Below are 16,657 nucleotides of genomic sequence, written 5' to 3'. Positions count from 1 at the left end.
ACGAGGCGGACGGGGGCCTGCCGCAATAGCGTGTGCTGCCATGGACACCGTTGCGACTGTGCGCCGCTGGATGGCGGGGCTGCTGGCTGTCGCGTACCTGTTCGACCTGGCGACCAACACCGGGCACGGCGCGCCGACCCTGCTGCTCCCGCTGCCGCTGGTCGCGGCCGTGTTCCTCGCGCTGTACCAGCCGGTGCTGGGCGCGCTGGCCGGCGCGGGCGCGGTGGTGGCGACCTCGGCGGCGCTGTGGTGGCTGGGGGTCAGCGGGTTCGGGTCGGCCACGCTGATGGGGTTCTCGGCCGCCGAGGCGCTGGCCGGGATGGCGCTGATCGCGGTGGTGGTCTGGCGCGCGTCGCGGGTGGTGGCGGTGCTGGGGGTGATCGTGCTGCTGGGCGCGGCCGCGCTGTCGGTGCTGCTGCGGTCGTCGTCCTGGTACTTGGAGGCGGACTGGCTGCCCGTCGGTCTGGTGGTGTCCATCGGGACCGGGGCGGCGCTGCGGCTGGGGCGCGGGGACTCGCCGCTGCGGCAGTTCCTGCGCGCGCAGTGGCCGGTGGCGCTGGCCTTGGCGCTGACCATGATGGTCGACGCCGGGACCACGGTGGACATCGAGGATCTGCGCCTGTACGCGGCGCTGCCGCTGCTGGCCGCCGCGGCGACGGCGCTGTGCGCGGTGCTGGGCCCGCGCGACCCGGTGCGCTGGACGCTGACGGCGGCGGGCATCGTGCTGATGGCCGCGGCCGCGGTCGTGCTGCTCGCCCAGGTCGTCGAGGTCAGGCCGATCTACTGGCAGCCGCCCTTCACGATCATCGGCGCGCACATGGTGCTGGTCGCCTACGTCGTGCGCTACGCCGACCGCACCCGCGCCACGGTCAGCGTGGTCGCCCTCGTCGGGGCCGACCTGCTCGCCGTGATCGCCCTCATGACCGGCACCCGCGGCATGCCCGACCGCGACCTGCTGCTCACCGCGCTGCTCCTGCTGCTGGTCGCCGTCGCCACCGGGCAGTACTTCGGCTCGCGCGACCGGGCCCGCAACCAGTCCGTGCGCGTCGCGGTCACCGGGGCGCAGCAGGCCGAGCGGATGGCGCTGGCCCGCGAGCTGCACGACGTCGTCGCCCACCACGTGACCGGGATCGTCGTGCAGGCCCAGGCCGCGCAGCTGGTCGCCGACCCGGTGAGGACAGCCGAGGCACTGGGGCGCATCGAGCGCAGCGGCACCGAGGCGCTGGCGGCGATGCGGATGCTCGTCGGCAGCATGCGCGGCGCGCAGGCCGGGGACTCCGGCGCCGCCGACGCCGCGACCGCCGACCTGGAAGCCGACCTGCGCGCCGTGGTCGAGGGCTACACCGGCCCGGAAGTCCACTTGCAACTGTCCTTGCCGGACACGCTGCCACCGGAGGCCGGGCGCACCGTGCTGCGCATCGTGCAGGAGGCGCTGACCAACGTGACCAAGCACGCCGCCGACGCCGAGCGGGTGCTCGTGAGCATCGAGCCGGTCGGCGGCGAGACCGGCGGCGAACTGCGCGTGCGGGTGAGCGACGACGCGGCCGCGGCCAGGGTCCGACCGCCGGGCGGCTCCGGCGGCTACGGTCTCGTGGGCATGCGCGAACGCGTCGAACTGCTGGGCGGCACGTTCAGCGCGGGCCCGGGTGACCACGCGGGCTGGACAGTCGACGCCCGATTCCCCCTCAGGAAGGACCGCCTGTGATCCGCGTGCTGATCGCCGACGACCAGGAGATGGTGCGCGCCGGGTTCCGGATGATCCTGGAGACCCAGGACGACATGGAGGTCGTCGCCGACGTGCCCGACGGGGTCTCGGCCGTGGCCAGGGCCCGCGAGCTGCGCCCGGACGTGTGCCTGCTCGACATCCGCATGCCCGGCATGGACGGGCTGGCGGTGACCAGGACCCTGGCCGGGCCCGACGTCGCCGACCCGCTGCGGGTGGTCGTGGTGACCACCTTCGACCTCGACGAGTACGTGCACACGGCGCTGGCCAACGGCGCGTCCGGCTTCCTGCTCAAGGACGCGGGCCCGGCGCTGCTGCTGGAGGCGATCCGCGCGGCCGTGCGCGGCGACGCCCTGGTCTCCCCGCAGATCACCGTGCGGCTGCTGCGCCACTTCTCCGGGCCGAGGGCCACCGACCCGGCGGCGGGCGAGCTGACCGACCGGGAGAACGACGTGGTCAAGGCCGCCGCGCGCGGGCTGACCAACACCGAGATCGGCGCGGAGCTGTTCATGTCGCTCTCGACGGTGAAGACGCACTTGGCCGCCGTCCAGGGCAAGATCGGCGCGCGCAACCGCGTCGAGGTCGCCGCGTGGGCCTGGCGCAACGGCCTGATGAACTAGCCCTTGATGACGGTCTTCACGACCAGCTGGTTGCCGGGCGGGTTGCCCGCGCAGCCCAGGCCCGTGACCGCGACGAACATCGACGCCGTGTCGTGCGGCGGGTAGACCCGCAGGCCGCGCACCTCGGTCGGCTTGCACACCGCCGAGTCGTAGTTGCGGACGTTGACGAACCCGACGGGCGCGACCGCCGCGCCACCCGGCTTGAGGGTCACCGCCGCGCCCTTGGTGCCGTCGCGGTAGGCGGCGGGGCCAACCTGGTGCCCGTCGTCGCCTGCGACGTAGGACACACCCGGGAAGCCCTGCATGGTGCAGGTGCGCTTGCCCTTGTTGGTGAAGACGAGGTTGCGGTAGACGGTGCCCGCCGCCCCGGACTCGTCCTTCACCGCCAGTGACAGCTCCGCGGCTTTGCAGTCGGTGGGCGCCGCGGCCTCCGTCGGGTCACCGGTGGCGGTGGGCGCGGGCGAGGTCTCGGCGGTGGGCGATGAGTTCTGCGCGCTCGTCGCGGGTGGTTCCGCGCTGGTCGCGGTCGGGTTCGCGGTCGGGTTCGCGGTGGTGTTGGCGCTCGGGGTGGACCCCGCTTCCTGGACCGGCGGCGACCCCCCGCAGGCCGCGGCCAGGCTCAGCAGGCCGATGATCCCGATCAACCGCACCCGCATGGCACCCTCCCCGATTCGTTGCCGCTTTTCTTCCCCGCTCCACAATGCGACAACGATCAACGTCGCGCCACCGGAGCGGCGTACCCCGATTCACACTCATCTTTGGTTGTTGTGAAGAATTGCCGCCCGTTCGGGGGTGGTGACGCCCCATGTGCAGACAGTAGCGTCCGCAATCATGGCGGGCGCTGGGGAAGCACGATTACCTTTCGTGCTCACGGGGTGAGGTAGTGGCAAAGGACAACCGGCTGGTCTGGCTGCTCGGATCGAGCGCCTTGTCCAACCTGGGGGACGGGATCGGCAAGGTCGCCTTCCCGCTGCTCGCCGTGAGCGTCACCCGTGACCCCGTCCTCATCGCCGGCCTGTCCGCGACCGCCTTCCTGCCCTGGCTGCTGTTCTCCCTGATCACCGGCGTCCTCCTGGACCGCGTCGACCGGCGCAAGGCCATGCTGCTGGCCAACGCCGCGCGCGCGGTGATCGTCGGCGGGCTCGCCGTGCTCGTCCTCGCCGACGCCACGACCATCTGGCTGCTCTACGCGTTCGCGCTCGTTCTCGGCACCGTCGAGACGGTCGCGGACAGTGCCGCCCAAGCACTCATTCCGGCCGTCGTGGAACGCAACGGGCTGGAATCTGCAAACGGCAAGTTGCAGAGCGTAGAGATCGTGGGGCAGACATTCCTCGGCGGACCGCTGGGCAGCCTCACCTTCGCGGTGTTCGCCGCGCTGCCGTTCCTGCTCAACTCCGCCGGGTTCGCCATCGCCGCGGTGCTGTTGGTGCTGCTGCACGGCCGCTACAAGCCCAAGGCCGCCATCGACGCCGCGGCGGCCCCGCTGCGCGTGCAACTGACCGAGGGCCTGCGCTGGCTGCGCGGCAACGCGCTGATGGTGCGGCTGGTGATCATCGCCGCGTCCGTGGCGCTCACCTCCGAGCTGGCCCAGGCGCTGCTGGTGCTCTACGCCGTGGAGGACCTCGGGCTGACCCCGGCCGCGTTCGGCCTCTTCGCCCTCGTCGGCGGCGTCGGCGGGCTCCTGGGCGCGTGGCTGGCGCCGCGGCTGACCAGGCGGATCTCCCGGCGCACCGTGCTCACCCTGGCCACCGGGTTCTGCGGCCTGGGCTTCGGCCTGATGTCGATCGTGCGCGACCCGATCCTCGCCAGCGGCCTGTTCGGCCTGTTCGCCGCCGCCGTCGTGGTGATCAACGTGATCCTGGGTGCGCTGCGCGGCGCGCTCGTCCCCGAGCACCTGTTCGGCCGGGTGCTGGGCGTGTGGCGCACCGTGGTGTGGGGCGCGATCCCGGTCGGCGCGCTGCTCGGCGGCCTGCTGGCCGACTGGCTCGGCACCCGCGCGGTGTTCGGCGTCTCCGGCGCGTTGCAGATCCTGCTGGGCGGCTTCGTCTGGATCGCGCTGGACCGGCACGCCGCCGAGGTCGATTCCCTCAACGGCGAGCCGGTCAGCGAGACCGCCTGAGCTATTTGCTGGCGACCTTGCGGTACTTCGCCACCGACAGCGGCACGAAGATCGCCAGGATCAGCGCGCACGAGATCAGCGACCACAGCACCGGGTTCTGGGCGGGCCAGGCGTCGGACACGGCCAGGTTGCCCGGCCGCGCGTTGCCGAAGAGCCGGCGCGCGGCGTCGGCCACCGCGGTCATCGGGTTCCACTCCGCGATGTTCTTCAGGATGCCGGGCATCGAGGACGCGGAGACGAACGCCGAGGAGATGAAGGCGAACGGGAACATCCAGATCAGACCCGCGCTCTGCGCCACCTGCAGGTTTCCCGAGATCATCCCCACCCACGCCCCGATCCACGACATGGCGAAGGCGAACAGCAGGATCAGGCCGAAGCCGATCAGCGCGTCGAGGACGCTGCCGCGGATGCGCCAGCCGACGATGAACCCGCACGCCGTCATCACGACCAGGCCGATGACCGACACCCCGAGGTCGGCCACCGTGCGGCCCATCAGCACCGCCGAGCGCGACATCGGCAGCGAGCGGAAGCGGTCGATCACGCCCTTGGACAGGTCCGACGCCATGCCGATGGTGGTGAACGCGGCGTTGAAGGCGACCGTCTGGGCGAAGATGCCGCCCATCAGGAACTCCCGGTAGGCCGCCGGGTCGGGGCCGATGCTGCCGCTGAACACGTAGGCGAACAGCAGCACGAACATGATCGGCTGGATCGTGGCGCTGAGCAGCAGGTCGGGCTGGCGGCGCACGTTCATCAGGTTGCGCCAGGTGACGACTCCGCCGTCGCGGAAGCTGGTGGTCAGCACGGCCATCAGCCCTTCCCCCTCTTCTTCTCGGCGGGCTCGGCCTCTTCGGCGGTGTGGCCGGTCAGGGCGAGGAAGACGTCGTCCAGGGTCGGGCGGTGCAGGCCGACGTCGAGCACGCCGACGCTGTCGCGGTCGAGCGCGCGCAGCGCCTCGATCAGCGCCTTGGGCCCGGCCTCGACCTTCACCGACACGCGGCGCTGGTGCTCGTCCACCACGGGCTCCCCGACGCCGACCGCGGTGAGCGCGGCCCGCGCGGCGGCCAGGTGCGCGGCGTCGGCCACGACGATGTCCAGCCGCTCCCCGCCGACCCCGGCCTTGAGCTGGTCGGCCGAGCCCTGGGCGATGACCTTGCCCCGGTCGACCACCAGGATCTCGTCGGCGAGCTGGTCGGCCTCCTCCAGGTACTGGGTGGTCAGCAGCACTGTCGCGCCGTCGGAGACCAGCTCGCCGATCACCTCCCAGGTGTCCATGCGCCCGCGCGGGTCCAGACCGGTGGTCGGCTCGTCCAGCACGACCACCAGCGGCTCGGCGACCAGCGCGCCCGCGAGGTCCAGCCTGCGGCGCATGCCGCCGGAGTAGGTGCGCGAGGGGCGGTCGGCGGCGTCGGTCAGCCGGAAGCGCCCGATCAGCTCCTTCGCCCGCGCCTGCGCGTCGGCGCGGTTGAGGCCGTACAGCCTGCCGACCATGTACAGGTTCTCCGTGCCCGTCAGGTTCTCGTCGACGGCCGCGTACTGGCCGGACAGCCCGATGGACCGGCGCACCGCCTGCGGGTCGGCGACGACGTCGTGCCCGGCGACGAACGCCCGGCCCGCGTCGGGGCGCAGAAGTGTGGTCAGAATCCGTACCGCTGTCGTCTTGCCCGCCCCGTTCGGGCCCAACAACCCCAGCACGGTCCCGGTGGGAATCTCCAGGTCGACGCCGTCGAGCGCCCGTGTCGACCCGAAGGTCTTCACCAGCCCCTCGGCGCGAACCGCTACCGATGACATGCCGGGCAGGGTAGACCCGCCGCCCGACAGCCCGCCTGCCATTTCCCCCGGCGCGGACCTACAGGCGGACGCCGGTCCACTCCAGACAGTGCCACCCGCGCCCGGTGCTCTCCAGCAGGATGTGGCCGGTGTTCGGGATCAGCCCGGCGTTGGCCAGCTGCGGGCCGACGTTGTCGGCCAGCACCTCGGCGCCCAGGCGCATCAGCCCGCCGTGGGAGACGACCGCGACCAGCTCGTCCGGGTGGCTCTCGCGCAGGTGGTCGATGTCGGCGGTGAAGCGCTCCAGGATGGCCGCGCCGGTCTCGCCGCCGGGCATGGCCACGTGCAGCGCGCCCTCGGTCCAGCCCCGGTAGACCTCGACGAAGGCGGCCAGCGCCTCGGGGTCGTTGCGGCCTTCCAGGTCTCCGGCCTGCACCTCGTGGATGCCGCCGAGGACGGTGACGCCGAGGTTCCTGCGCCGGGCCATCGGGGTGGCCGTCTCCTGCGCGCGGGTGGCGACGCTGGCGTAGACGGCGCTGATGGGGTCCTCGGCGGTGCGCTCGGCCAGCAGGTCGGCCTGCTCGCGGCCCAACGCGGTGAGCGAGGGACCGGGCGGGGCCGAGTCCAGGATGTGCTTGACGTTGGACGGGGTCTGGCCGTGGCGGACCAGCAGCAGCCGGGTCACTCCGCGCCGCCGGAGCGCAGCGAGGCCAGCCAGGCCGCGGACGAGTGGTGGTCCTCGGCGCGGTGGCCCGCGGGGGCGGCCGAGGACGCGGCGTCCGCCTTCGGGTAGGAGCCGAGGAAGCGGACCTGCTGGCTGCGCCGGTGCAGGGCGGCCAAGGCGTCGCCGACGCGGGGTTCGGCGATGTGGCCGTCGAAGTCGAGGTAGAAGCGGTACTCCCCGAAGCGACCGCGCAGCGGGCGGGACTCGATGCGGGAGAGGTTGATGCCGCGCAGGGCGAGTTCGGCCAGCAGGTTCTGCAGCTCGCCGGGCTGGTGGGCGACGACGGCCAGCACGCTGGTGCGGTCGGCGCCGGTCGGCTCGGGGGCCTGGGTGAGCCTGCTCAGCAGCAGGAAGCGGGTGACGGCGTCGCGCTCGTCGGCGATGTCGGAGGCCAGTTCGGCCAGCGGGTAGTGCGCGGCGGCGACGGGCGCGGTGACGGCGGCGTCGTAGCGGCCCTCAAGGACGCCCACCGCGGCCGCCGCGGTCGAGTTCGCGGCGAGCTGGGCCGCGCCCGGCAGGTGCTCGGCCAGCCAGCCCTGGACCTGGGCGAGGGCGTGCGGGTGGCTGGCGACGGTGGCGACCTCGGTCGTGCCGGGGCGGGTCAGCACGGTGAAGCGGATCGGCAGGACGTGCTCGGCGACGGCCACGACCGGCTCGTCCACGGCGAGCGCGTCCATCGTCGCCGAGACCGCGCCCTCCACCGAGTTCTCCACCGGGACGCAGGCGAAGTCGGCCTCGCCCGCGCGCACGGCGGCGACGGCGAGCGGGATGGTCGGGTGCGGCACCAATTCGGCCTGGGCGTCGAACGCGCGGGCGGCTTGCTCGGTGAAGGTGCCCTGGGGTCCGAAGTAGGCGATGCGCGGCACCCGCCCACCCTATCGGTCGCCCGGCGGAGACCCGTTCGTGTCGTGGTGGACACCAGCACGTTGCCGAACAGCGGTTACCACCCGACTGGTGGTGGTGACATGCTGGCGGCGTGACCGGGACGGCGCGCGCGCAGGCTGACACGCTCGACCTGGTGCTGTGCGCGGTCGACGAGCCCCTCGCCTCGGCGTGGGAGTCGGTGTCGCGGCCGAGGGTGCGGGTGCACCGCGGCTCGGTGCTCGACGTCGACGCCCAGGCCGTGGTCTCCCCCGCCAACTCCTACGGCTGGATGCGCGGCGGCATCGACGGCGTCTACGCCCGCTCCTTCCCCCGCGTCGAGGAGTCCGTGCGCAGCGCGGTCCTGGCCTTCCACGGCGGCGAGCTGCCGGTCGGCGAGGCGCTGGTCGTGGCGACCGGGGCGGCGAGCCCGCGCTGGCTCATCAGCGCGCCGACCATGCGCGAGCCCTCGACCGTGCTGCCCCCGGACACCGTGCACCCGTTCCTGGCCGCGCGCGCGGTGTTCCGCCTGTGGCGCGACGGGGTCTTCGACAGCGGGACCCCCATTCGCGACGGCGTGCGCACGCTGGCCATGCCAGGCCTGGGCACCGGGGTCGGCGGGGTGTCGGCGAGCACCTGCGCGCGGCAGGTCGCCGCCGCGTGGGACGAGACGTTCGGGGACTAGTTCCCCGGGACTACCGCCTTCTCGATCCTCGCGTCCACGTTGCGTGCGCCACACTCGAACGGTGTATTCCGTCACACCACAAACCCCGGTGGAGCGCCTACCTTGACGCGGTACGCAGACAAACCGCCCGCGAGGAGTGACATGGCACGGGTCCGCGAGCTGAGCCCGTACGTCGAACTCCGCCGCGAACAGTGGCGTGAGCTGCGCAAGAACACCCCGCTGCCGCTGACGCTGGAGGAGCTCGTCCGGCTGCGCGGCCTCGGCGACCCGGTCGACCTGGCCGAGGTGGTCGACGTCTACCTGCCGCTCTCGCGCCTGATCTCCCTGCAGGTCGAGGCCCGCCAGCGGCTGCACGAGACCACCACGGCGTTCCTCGGCGAGCCCGGCTCCAAGGTCCCGTTCATCATCGGCATCGCGGGCAGCGTGGCCGTCGGCAAGTCGACCACCGCGCGCCTGCTGCGCACGCTGCTGGCCCGCTGGCCCGACCACCCGCACGTCGACCTGGTCACCACCGACGGCTTCCTCTACCCGCGCGCCGAACTGCTGCGCCGCGGGCTGATGAGCCGCAAGGGCTTCCCGGAGAGCTACGACCGGCGCGGGCTGCTGCGCTTCGTCTCCGAGGTCAAGTCCGGCGCCGAGGAGGTCCGCGCGCCGGTCTACTCGCACCTGGCCTACGACATCCTGCCCGACGAGGAGCAGGTGGTGCGCAGGCCGGACATCCTGATCGTGGAGGGCCTCAACGTCCTGCAGCCGGGCCCGCGGCTGGCGGTGTCGGACCTGTTCGACTTCTCCGTCTACGTCGACGCCCACACCGAGGACATCGAGCGCTGGTACATCGAGCGGTTCCTGGCGCTGCGGACCACCGCCTTCGCCGACCCGACCTCGCACTTCCACCACTACGCCGCCCTCTCCGACGGCGAGGCCCGCGACGAGGCCGAGGCGCTGTGGAAGCGGATCAACGAGCCCAACCTGGTCTCCAACATCCTGCCGACGCGGCCGAGGGCGACGCTGGTGCTGCGCAAGGGCTCCGACCACCGGATCTCGCGCGTGCGGCTCCGTAAGCTCTAGAACCGTGATCCGGGTGCTGCTGGTCGACGACCACGAGGTGGTGCGGCGCGGGCTGCGCGACCTGCTCGACGGCGAGCCGGGCATCGAGGTCGTCGCGCAGGCGGGCTCGGTCGCCGAGGCGCTGGTCAGGGCGAACGCCGAGACTCCCGACGTCGCGGTGGTCGACGTACGCCTGCCCGACGGCGACGGGGTGTCGCTGTGCCGGTCGCTGCGCTCGCTGCCGACACCGCCGCACTGCCTGGTGCTGACCGCCTTCGACGACGAGAACGCCCTGGTCGAGGCCATCATGGCGGGCGCGGCCGGGTACCTACTCAAGCAGGTCAGGGGCCAGGACCTGATCACCGCGGTGCGCGAGGTGGCCGCGGGCCGCTCGCTGCTGGACCCGGTGACGACCGCGCGGGTGCTGGAGCGGATGCGCCGCTCGGCCGCCGACGAGCTGGGCTCGATGACCGAGCGCGAGCGCGAGGTGCTGGAGCTGATGGGCGAGGGCCTGTCGAACCGGCAGATCGCCGAGCGGCTGTTCCTGGCCGAGAAGACGGTCAAGAACTACGTGACCTCGGTGCTGGCGAAGCTGGGCATGCAGCGCAGGACCCAGGCGGTGGCCTGGTTCGCCCGCCGCTCAGACGGGAACCTCCCAGGTCACGGTGGTCCCGGAGCGCGGTGAGGAGCGCACGGCGCAGCGCCCGCCCAGCTTCTCCGCGCGGTCGGTCAGATTGCGCAGGCCGCGGCGGCTGACGCCCTGCGGGATGCCGCAGCCGTCGTCGGCCACGGTCAGCCGCAGCCGCCCGGGGTCGCGGCGCAGGTGCACGGTGACCCGCATGGCCCCGGCGTGCCGCACGACGTTGGACAGCGCCTCGCGCAGGGCGGCGCGGGCGTTGTCGGCGATCCCGGCGGGCAGGTCGCGGATGTCGCCGACGATGTCCAGCGACGGGGTGAACCCCAGCAGCTCGCGCGCGGTGGCGACCTCGGCGGCGACGGACTCGGCCAGGTCGGCGGCGGGCTCCTCCGGATCGGGGCTGCGCAGCGTGCGCACAACGGCGCGGACGTCGGCGATGGCGGTGTCGAGCTGGTCGATGACCTCGGCGACGCGGGCGGCGTCGGCCTTGGCGAGCCTGCGGGCCGGGCGGCGGGTGAGCAGGTCCAGCTGCATCCCGGCGGCGTAGAGCCGCTGCACGATGACGTCGTGCAGGTCGCGGGCGATGCGCTCGCGCTCCTCGTAGACCCCGACGCGCCTGCGGGCGGTCGCGCCCTCGGCCAGCACCAGCACCAGCCCGGCCTGCGCGGCGAAGGCGGTCAGCACCTCCACCTCCGCCGGGGAGAACGGCGTGGCGCCGCGCCTGCGGTAGACCGTCAGCGCGCCGAGGCGCCGCTCGCGGGTGCCGAAGGGGGCGGCGGCGAACGGGCCGTAGCCCTGGAGTTCGCGGGGGACGTACGGGGAGGTGCGCGGGTCGGTGGTGACGTCGTCGGCCACGATCGGCACCCCGCCGCGGGCCACCCGCGCCGCCGAGGAGCGCGCCGAGAGCACCAGCCCCAGCGGGATCTGCGCGCCGTGCGCGGCCTCGACGGTCATCAGCCCGTCCTCGCCGAGCGCCATGACCAGGCCGAGGTCGGCCCCGACGAGCGCGGCGGCGCTGCGCACGACCAGCCCGATGACCGCGTCCGGGTCGTCGCCCGCCAGCGCGGCGGTGGCGATCTCGGTGGACGCGGTGAGGGTGCGGGCGGCCAGCGTGGGGTCCATGGTCGGCACCAGGCTAGGCCCTCCCCGCCACCGAGCCGGTTGTCCGAACGGTGCCGTCCCTCACCTCGCCGTCCCTCACCTCGCCGTCCGTCACCTCGCCGTCTTTCACCTCGCCGTCTTTCACCTCAATGACCACGTCGGCGGTCGCGGCCTCGGCCGGGCGGTGGGTCACCAGGACGGTGACGCGGCCCGCCAGCCGCTCGCCGAGGCGGGCCAGCAGCGCCTCGGCCGTCGGCTCGTCCAGGTGCGCGGTGGGTTCGTCCAGGACGACCAGGTCGGCGTCGGCGAGCAGGGCGCGGGCGACGGCGATGCGCTGCGCCTCGCCGCCGGAGACCGCGGTGGCCAGGGCGTCGAGGTCGAAGTCGGGCAGGCAGGCGTCGGCGAGGGCGGCGCGCAGGCGGTCGTCGTCGGCGTGCGGGTCGGCCATGCGCAGGTTCTCCCGGACCGAGGTGGACACCAGGACGGGGTCCTGCGGGGCCCAGGCGACGGTGGCCGGGCGGGCCAGGACCTGGGCGGGCAGGAAGCCGAGGAGCGCGGCGACCAGCGTCGACTTGCCCGAGCCCGACGGCCCGACGACGGCGACCCTGGCGCCCGGCGGGACGCGCAGGTCCACCCCGCGCAGCGCGGGCGCGGTGCTGCTGGGCCAGCGCAGCTCGGGCGCGACGAGCCGCACCCCGGTGCACGCCTGCGGCGGCGGCACCGGCTCCGGCGGTGCGGCGCGCAGGGCGGCGACGCGGGTGTGCGCGGCGCGCAGCGGGGCCAGGTGGGTGGCGGCGGTGGTCAGCGGCGTCAGCGCCTCGGCGACGGCCAGCGGGACCAGGGCGACGATCGGCACGAAGACGGGATCGATGGCCCCGGCGGCCAGCCCGGTCGAGACCGCGGCGGCGATCCCGAGGGCGAGGGTGACCAGCGCCTGGCCGAGCCCCGCGCCGAACGCCTGCCCGCGGGCGCGGGCGGTCAGCTCGGCGTCGAGGCGGGCCAGTTCGACGCGGCGGCCGGTGTCGCGGCCGTGGGCGATGAGGTCGGCGCTGCCCTCCAGCAGGGACAGGACGCGGTCGGCGACGGCGCGGCGGGACTCGGCGAGCGCGGCGCTGGCCCGGCGCTCGGCCAGCAGCGTGGCCAGCGGCGCGAGGAGCCCGGCGACGAGCACGGCGGCGGCGAGGACGGCCCCGGCGGCCGGGACCATCGCGGTCTGCACGGCGAGCGCGGCGAGCACGACGCCCGCGGCGACGACCGGCGGGGCGAGCACGCGCGGCGCGAGGTCGCGCACGGTGTCGACGTCGTCGACGATCCGGCGCAGCCCCTCGCCGGAGCGCAGCGCCCTGGCGGGTCCGCGCCGCACGAGCGCGGCCCAGAGATCGGCGCGCAGGGCGGTGGCGGTGCGCAGGGCGGCGTCGTGGCTGACCAGGCGCTCCAGGTAGCGCAGCACGGCGCGCGCCAAGCCGAAGGTGCGCACGCCGACGATCGCCACCGACAGCACCAGCAGCGCGGGCTGCTGCGAGGCGCGGGCGATCAGCCAGGCCGACAGCGCCGTCAGCGCCACCCCGCTGGCCAGCGCGACGGCCCCGAGCAGGGCTCCGCCGACCGCGCGCGGGGTCAGCAGCTCGCGCAGCCTGCCCGGCGCCTCCCCCGCGCTCGGCAGCTCCTCGACGGCGACCGCCGCGCCGACCTCCCCCGCCCCCACGGCGGTGGTGTGCGCGGCGATGAGCACCGCCACGCCGCGCCCGGCCAGGCGGGACACCGCGCGCATGACCAGCGCGGCGGTCGCCCGGTCCAGGTGGGCGGTGGGCTCGTCCAGCAGCAGCAGCCGCACGTCGCGGCGGACCAGCGCCCGCAGCACGGCCACGCGCTGGCGCTCGCCCGCGGAGAGGCTGTCCACGCGCCGCTCCAGCAGGTGCTCCGCGGCGATGGAGCGGGCCGCGACCAGCAGCTCGCCGCGCGGCAGCGGGCCGATCTCATCGGCGACCACGGCGCAGGCGAACACCGGCTTCTGCGGCACCCACGCCACCAGCCGACGCCACGCCGCCGGGTCCAGCTCCGCCAGCGGCACCCCGTCGACCAGCACCCGGCCGCGGTCGGGCCGGACGAACCCGAGCAGCACCCCGAACAGCGTCGACTTGCCCGCCCCGCTGGGCGAGTCCAGCCGGACGACCTCGCCGGGCCGCAACGTGAACGACGCGTCCTCCGGCGCCCACCCGTCGCGCCTGCGCACCCCCACGCCCTCGACGGCCACCTCGGCGAAGGTGTCCACCTGGACGGTCCCGCCCGGTCGGGCCACGGGCAGCGCGGCGACGCGGCGCACGGCCTCCAGACCGTCCTCCGAGGCGTGGTAGGCCGCGCCAGCGGCGCGCAGCGGCAGGTAGCACTCGGGCACGACGATGAGCACGAACAGCCCGACCAGCAGCGTCAGGTCCCCGGAGACCAGGCGCAGTCCGATGACCACGGCCACCAGCGCGACCGACAGCGTGGCGATCAGCTCCAGGGCCAGTGCCGAGGAGAACGCGACCCGCAGCACGCCGACGGTGCTCCTGCGGTGCGCCTCGGACACCGCGCGCACGGTCCGCTCCTGGGCGCGGTCGCGACCAAAGGCGGCCAGCACGGGCAGCGCGCGCACCAGTTCCAGCAGCCGCCCGGAGAGCCGCTCGGAGGCCTCGGCGGAGTCGGCGGCGCGGTCGGCGGTGTGCTTGCCGATGAGGATGGCGAACAGCGGGATCAGCGGCACGGTCAGCGCGACGACGACCGCCGAGGGCCAGTCCACGAGCAGGATCACCGCGCCGACGCCCAGCGGCGTGGCCACCGCGGTCACCAGCGACGGGAGGAAGGTGCCGAAGTAGGCGTCGAGGGCGTCGAGGCCGCGGGTGGCCAGCGCGGTCAGCTCGGCGGGCCCGCGCCGCCCGACCCACTCCGGGCCCGCGGCCAGCGAGCGGTCCAGCAGCACCGCGCGCAGCTCGGCCTTGGCGCCCGCCGCCGCGCGGGCGGACACGACCTGCGTCGCCCACCCGAGCAGCGACCGGGCGGCGACCGCGACCCCCACCGCGATCAGCCACCCGGCGGGCGCCCCCGCGCCCGCCACGACCGAGGCCAGCGCCGATGCCAGGGCCCACGCCTGAGCGACCAGCGCGCCCGCCGTCAGCACGGCGAGCACGCCGCTGAGGGTCAGCGCCCGGCGCGCCGACGGAGACAACTCCGGCAGCGCGCCGAGCGGACCCCTGCCCCGGGGGTGATCGGCGGGATTGACAGGTACCCGGGGCCGGTCTGTCGCCGGTGCGGCGCTCATGGCACGTGCACCGGCGGGATCTGGGCCGCGCTCACGCGGCGGCGGAACACCCAGTAGGTCCAGCCCTGGTAGATCAGCACGGCGGGGGTGCCGAACAGGGCCACCCAGCTCATGACCTCCAGGGCGTAGGGACTGGCGGCGGCGCCCGCCACCGTCAGCGACCAGGCGGGGTCCAGTGTGGAGGGAAGGACGTCGGGGTAGAGCGCGCCGAACAGCGCGGCCACCGACAGCGCGATCACCGCGCCCAGCGCGGCGAACGCCTGCCCCTCCCGGCCGGCCCGCAGCCGGGCGAAGGCCACGGCGGCGGCGACGGCGACCAGCGCGGCCAGCGCCCACGTCCACGCCTCGCCGGACTCCCACTGCACGAGCGCCAGCAGCCCGCCCAGCGGCAGCAGCGCGAACGGCCCCCGGCGCAGCGCCAGCGCGCGGGCCCGATAGCGGATCGGGCCGTCGGTCTTCAGCGCCAGGAACGCCGCGCCGTGCACCAGCGAGAACCCGGCGATCGCCAGCGCGCCCAGCAGCGAGGCGGGCGTGAGCGCCGCGAACGGCGAGCCGACGCGCTGGCCGCCGGAGTCCAGCGGCAGCCCGAGGAACGTGGTGGTGAGCACCAGGCCGAAGCCGAGCGCGGGCAGCCACGAGCCGATGACGATGACCCGGTCCCAGGCGGCGCGCCAGCGGTCGGAGTCGACCTTGCCCCGGTACTCGAAGGCAACCCCGCGCCCGATCAGGCCGAGCAGCACCAGCAGCAGCGGCAGGTAGGCGGCGCTGAGCAGCGAGGCGTACCAGCCGGGGAAGGCGGCGAAGGTCGCCCCGACGGCGACGATCACCCACACCTCGTTGCCGTCCCACACCGGCCCGATCGTGTTGATCATGACTCGGCGGTCGGTGTTGTCGCGCCCCAGCACCGGGAGCAGCATGCCGACGCCGAAGTCGAAGCCCTCCAGGAACAGGTAGCCCAGCCACAGCAGGGCGATCACGACGAACCAGATCAGCGCGAGGTCCACGGCTCCCCTTCTCAGTAGGCGAACGCGAGCGCGTCGGTGTCTTCGTCTTTGCCCTTGTCCGGTTTCGGCGGCATCACCCCGGCCACCCCGCCGCGCACGTACTTGGCGATGAGGAAGACCTCCACGGCGGCCAGCACCGCGTAGACCAGGGTCAGGGCGATCAGCGAGGCCAGCACCTCGCCCACCGACAGCCCGGAGACCGCTCTGGCGGTGTACATCCAGACACCGTCCACACCGGTCGGATTCGGCACGACGACGAACGGCTGCCTGCCCATCTCGGTGAAGATCCAGCCGAAGCTGTTGGCCGCGAACGGCAGCGCGATCGCGCCCAGCGCCAGCCGGGGGAACCACCGGCCCGCCGGGATGCGGCCACGCCGGGTCACCCAGAGCGCGAAGACCGCGACGGCGGTGCCCAGCGCGCCGAGGCCGATCATCAGGCGGAAGCCCCAGTAGGTGACCGGCAGGTTGGGCACGTAGTCGATGGGCTGCCCGGACAGCTCGCCGAGGCGCTCGTCGACCGGATAGAACTCGCCGTACTTCTGCTGGTACTCCACGACCAGGTCCTCGATGCCGCGCACCTCGGTGGTGAAGTCGCCGTGCGCCAGGAAGGACAGCAGCGCGGGCACGGTGACGGACTTGACGTTCTCGCAGTCGGGCCGGGTCACGTCGCCGATGGCGAAGACGGAGAACGCGGCGGGCGACTCGGTGTGGCACAGCGCCTCGGCGGCGGCCATCTTCATCGGCTGCTGCTCGAACATCAGCTTGCCCTGGATGTCGCCGGTCACCGCCAGCACCGCGAAGGCGACCGCCGAGACCCACCCGCCGAACTTCAGCGACGAGCGCCAGACCGGCCGGTCCTCGTCCTCGGTCTCGCGCTTGCGCCACAGGTGCCACGCCGCGATGCCGACCAGGAACGACCCGGCGACGGCGAAGGTGCCCGCGACGGTGTGCGGGATCGCCGCCAGCGCGGTGTTGTTGGTCAGCACCGCCCAGATCGAGGTCAGCACCGGCTTCCCGTCGACCAGCGCCACCCCGACCGGGTGCTGCATCCACGAGTTCGCGGCCAGGATG

The 16,657-nt window shown here is 74.1% G+C and carries 15 protein-coding genes; 6 read left to right on the top strand and 9 right to left on the bottom strand.

Features of this window, described 5'->3' with window-relative positions:
• The first annotated feature begins 40 nt into the window (after positions 1 to 40).
• Both ACFPM7_RS26580 and ACFPM7_RS26575 read left to right on the top strand, forming a co-directional pair.
• Entirely contained in the window at positions 41 to 1,705 is a 1,665-nt protein-coding gene (locus tag ACFPM7_RS26580) for a sensor histidine kinase (RefSeq protein WP_378250529.1), read from the top strand.
• The gene (locus tag ACFPM7_RS26575; RefSeq protein ID WP_378250528.1) at positions 1,702 to 2,343 is read left to right on the top strand and encodes a response regulator; all 642 of its coding nucleotides are present in this window, start codon (positions 1,702 to 1,704) and stop codon (positions 2,341 to 2,343) included. Before ACFPM7_RS26580 ends, ACFPM7_RS26575 begins: the two co-directional genes overlap by 4 nt.
• Here the strand turns inward: ACFPM7_RS26575 and ACFPM7_RS26570 are convergent.
• Entirely contained in the window at positions 2,340 to 2,999 is a 660-nt protein-coding gene (locus ACFPM7_RS26570) for a DUF4232 domain-containing protein (RefSeq protein WP_378250527.1), read from the bottom strand. The genes ACFPM7_RS26575 and ACFPM7_RS26570 overlap by 4 nt on opposite strands.
• 227 nt (positions 3,000 to 3,226) lie before the next feature.
• Here ACFPM7_RS26570 and ACFPM7_RS26565 point away from each other — a divergent pair, with 227 nt between their 5' ends.
• A complete protein-coding gene (locus ACFPM7_RS26565; RefSeq protein WP_378250526.1) occupies positions 3,227 to 4,462 on the top strand; it encodes an MFS transporter in 1,236 nt (411 codons plus the stop codon).
• 1 nt (position 4,463) lies between these two features.
• On the opposite strand, the gene ACFPM7_RS26560 is transcribed toward ACFPM7_RS26565, so the two are convergent.
• Genes ACFPM7_RS26560 through pheA form a run of 4 tightly spaced genes read right to left on the bottom strand, consistent with a single transcriptional unit; the run spans position 4,464 to position 7,819 of the window.
• A complete protein-coding gene (locus ACFPM7_RS26560; protein ID WP_378250525.1) occupies positions 4,464 to 5,270 on the bottom strand; it encodes an ABC transporter permease in 807 nt (268 codons plus the stop codon).
• Complete coding sequence (locus tag ACFPM7_RS26555) at positions 5,270 to 6,250, bottom strand: ATP-binding cassette domain-containing protein (RefSeq protein WP_378250524.1); 981 nt, start codon at positions 6,248 to 6,250, stop codon at positions 5,270 to 5,272. Before ACFPM7_RS26555 ends, ACFPM7_RS26560 begins: the two co-directional genes overlap by 1 nt.
• Before the next feature lie 58 nt (positions 6,251 to 6,308).
• On the bottom strand, positions 6,309 to 6,914 hold the full coding sequence (locus ACFPM7_RS26550) for a histidine phosphatase family protein (protein WP_378250523.1): 606 nt from the start codon (positions 6,912 to 6,914) through the stop codon (positions 6,309 to 6,311).
• On the bottom strand, positions 6,911 to 7,819 hold the full coding sequence (gene pheA / locus ACFPM7_RS26545) for a prephenate dehydratase (protein WP_378250522.1): 909 nt from the start codon (positions 7,817 to 7,819) through the stop codon (positions 6,911 to 6,913). The genes ACFPM7_RS26550 and pheA overlap by 4 nt, the downstream gene beginning before the upstream one ends.
• Before the next feature lie 110 nt (positions 7,820 to 7,929).
• On the opposite strand from pheA, the gene ACFPM7_RS26540 reads away from it, so the two are divergent.
• The 3 genes from ACFPM7_RS26540 (at position 7,930) to ACFPM7_RS26530 (ending at position 10,231) form a co-directional block, all read left to right on the top strand.
• On the top strand, positions 7,930 to 8,499 hold the full coding sequence (locus ACFPM7_RS26540) for a macro domain-containing protein (protein ID WP_378250521.1): 570 nt from the start codon (positions 7,930 to 7,932) through the stop codon (positions 8,497 to 8,499).
• Positions 8,500 to 8,640: 141 nt separating this feature from the next.
• Complete coding sequence (coaA, locus tag ACFPM7_RS26535) at positions 8,641 to 9,567, top strand: type I pantothenate kinase (RefSeq protein ID WP_378250520.1); 927 nt, start codon at positions 8,641 to 8,643, stop codon at positions 9,565 to 9,567.
• 7 nt (positions 9,568 to 9,574) lie between these two features.
• The gene (locus ACFPM7_RS26530; protein ID WP_378250700.1) at positions 9,575 to 10,231 is read left to right on the top strand and encodes a response regulator; all 657 of its coding nucleotides are present in this window, start codon (positions 9,575 to 9,577) and stop codon (positions 10,229 to 10,231) included.
• Here the strand turns inward: ACFPM7_RS26530 and ACFPM7_RS26525 are convergent.
• The 4 genes from ACFPM7_RS26525 to ACFPM7_RS26510 all read right to left on the bottom strand — a co-directional run.
• Positions 10,187 to 11,305, bottom strand: coding sequence for a GAF domain-containing sensor histidine kinase (locus tag ACFPM7_RS26525; RefSeq protein ID WP_378250519.1), 1,119 nt, complete (start codon positions 11,303 to 11,305; stop codon positions 10,187 to 10,189). The two genes, ACFPM7_RS26530 and ACFPM7_RS26525, sit on opposite strands and share 45 nt — an antisense overlap.
• 13 nt (positions 11,306 to 11,318) lie before the next feature.
• On the bottom strand, positions 11,319 to 14,582 hold the full coding sequence (gene cydD, locus ACFPM7_RS26520) for a thiol reductant ABC exporter subunit CydD (RefSeq protein WP_378250518.1): 3,264 nt from the start codon (positions 14,580 to 14,582) through the stop codon (positions 11,319 to 11,321).
• Entirely contained in the window at positions 14,579 to 15,586 is a 1,008-nt protein-coding gene (cydB, locus tag ACFPM7_RS26515; RefSeq protein ID WP_378250517.1) for a cytochrome d ubiquinol oxidase subunit II, read from the bottom strand. Before cydB ends, cydD begins: the two co-directional genes overlap by 4 nt.
• Positions 15,587 to 15,597: 11 nt before the next feature.
• A partial coding sequence (locus tag ACFPM7_RS26510) for a cytochrome ubiquinol oxidase subunit I (RefSeq protein WP_378250516.1) occupies positions 15,598 to 16,657 on the bottom strand: 1,060 nt, incomplete at its 5' end.

Origin of the sequence: Actinokineospora guangxiensis (assembly GCF_042657845.1) — a bacterium.
Lineage (GTDB): Bacteria > Actinomycetota > Actinomycetes > Mycobacteriales > Pseudonocardiaceae > Actinokineospora > Actinokineospora guangxiensis.
Note: the sequence above shows the minus strand (reverse complement) of the source record. Positions and strands in the feature narration are given on the sequence as shown.

Bases quoted from the DNA above. Each gene is read 5' to 3' on its own strand.
- ACFPM7_RS26560 (WP_378250525.1), bottom strand. From the start codon at position 5,270: ATGGCCGTGCTGACCACCAGCTTCCGCGACGGCGGAGTCGTCACCTGG.
- ACFPM7_RS26555 (WP_378250524.1), bottom strand. From the start codon at position 6,250: ATGTCATCGGTAGCGGTTCGCGCCGAGGGGCTGGTGAAGACCTTCGGG.
- coaA (WP_378250520.1), top strand. From the start codon at position 8,641: ATGGCACGGGTCCGCGAGCTGAGCCCGTACGTCGAACTCCGCCGCGAA.
- ACFPM7_RS26570 (WP_378250527.1), bottom strand. From the start codon at position 2,999: ATGCGGGTGCGGTTGATCGGGATCATCGGCCTGCTGAGCCTGGCCGCG.
- ACFPM7_RS26580 (WP_378250529.1), top strand. From the start codon at position 41: ATGGACACCGTTGCGACTGTGCGCCGCTGGATGGCGGGGCTGCTGGCT.
- cydD (WP_378250518.1), bottom strand. From the start codon at position 14,582: ATGAGCGCCGCACCGGCGACAGACCGGCCCCGGGTACCTGTCAATCCC.
- ACFPM7_RS26525 (WP_378250519.1), bottom strand. From the start codon at position 11,305: ATGGACCCCACGCTGGCCGCCCGCACCCTCACCGCGTCCACCGAGATC.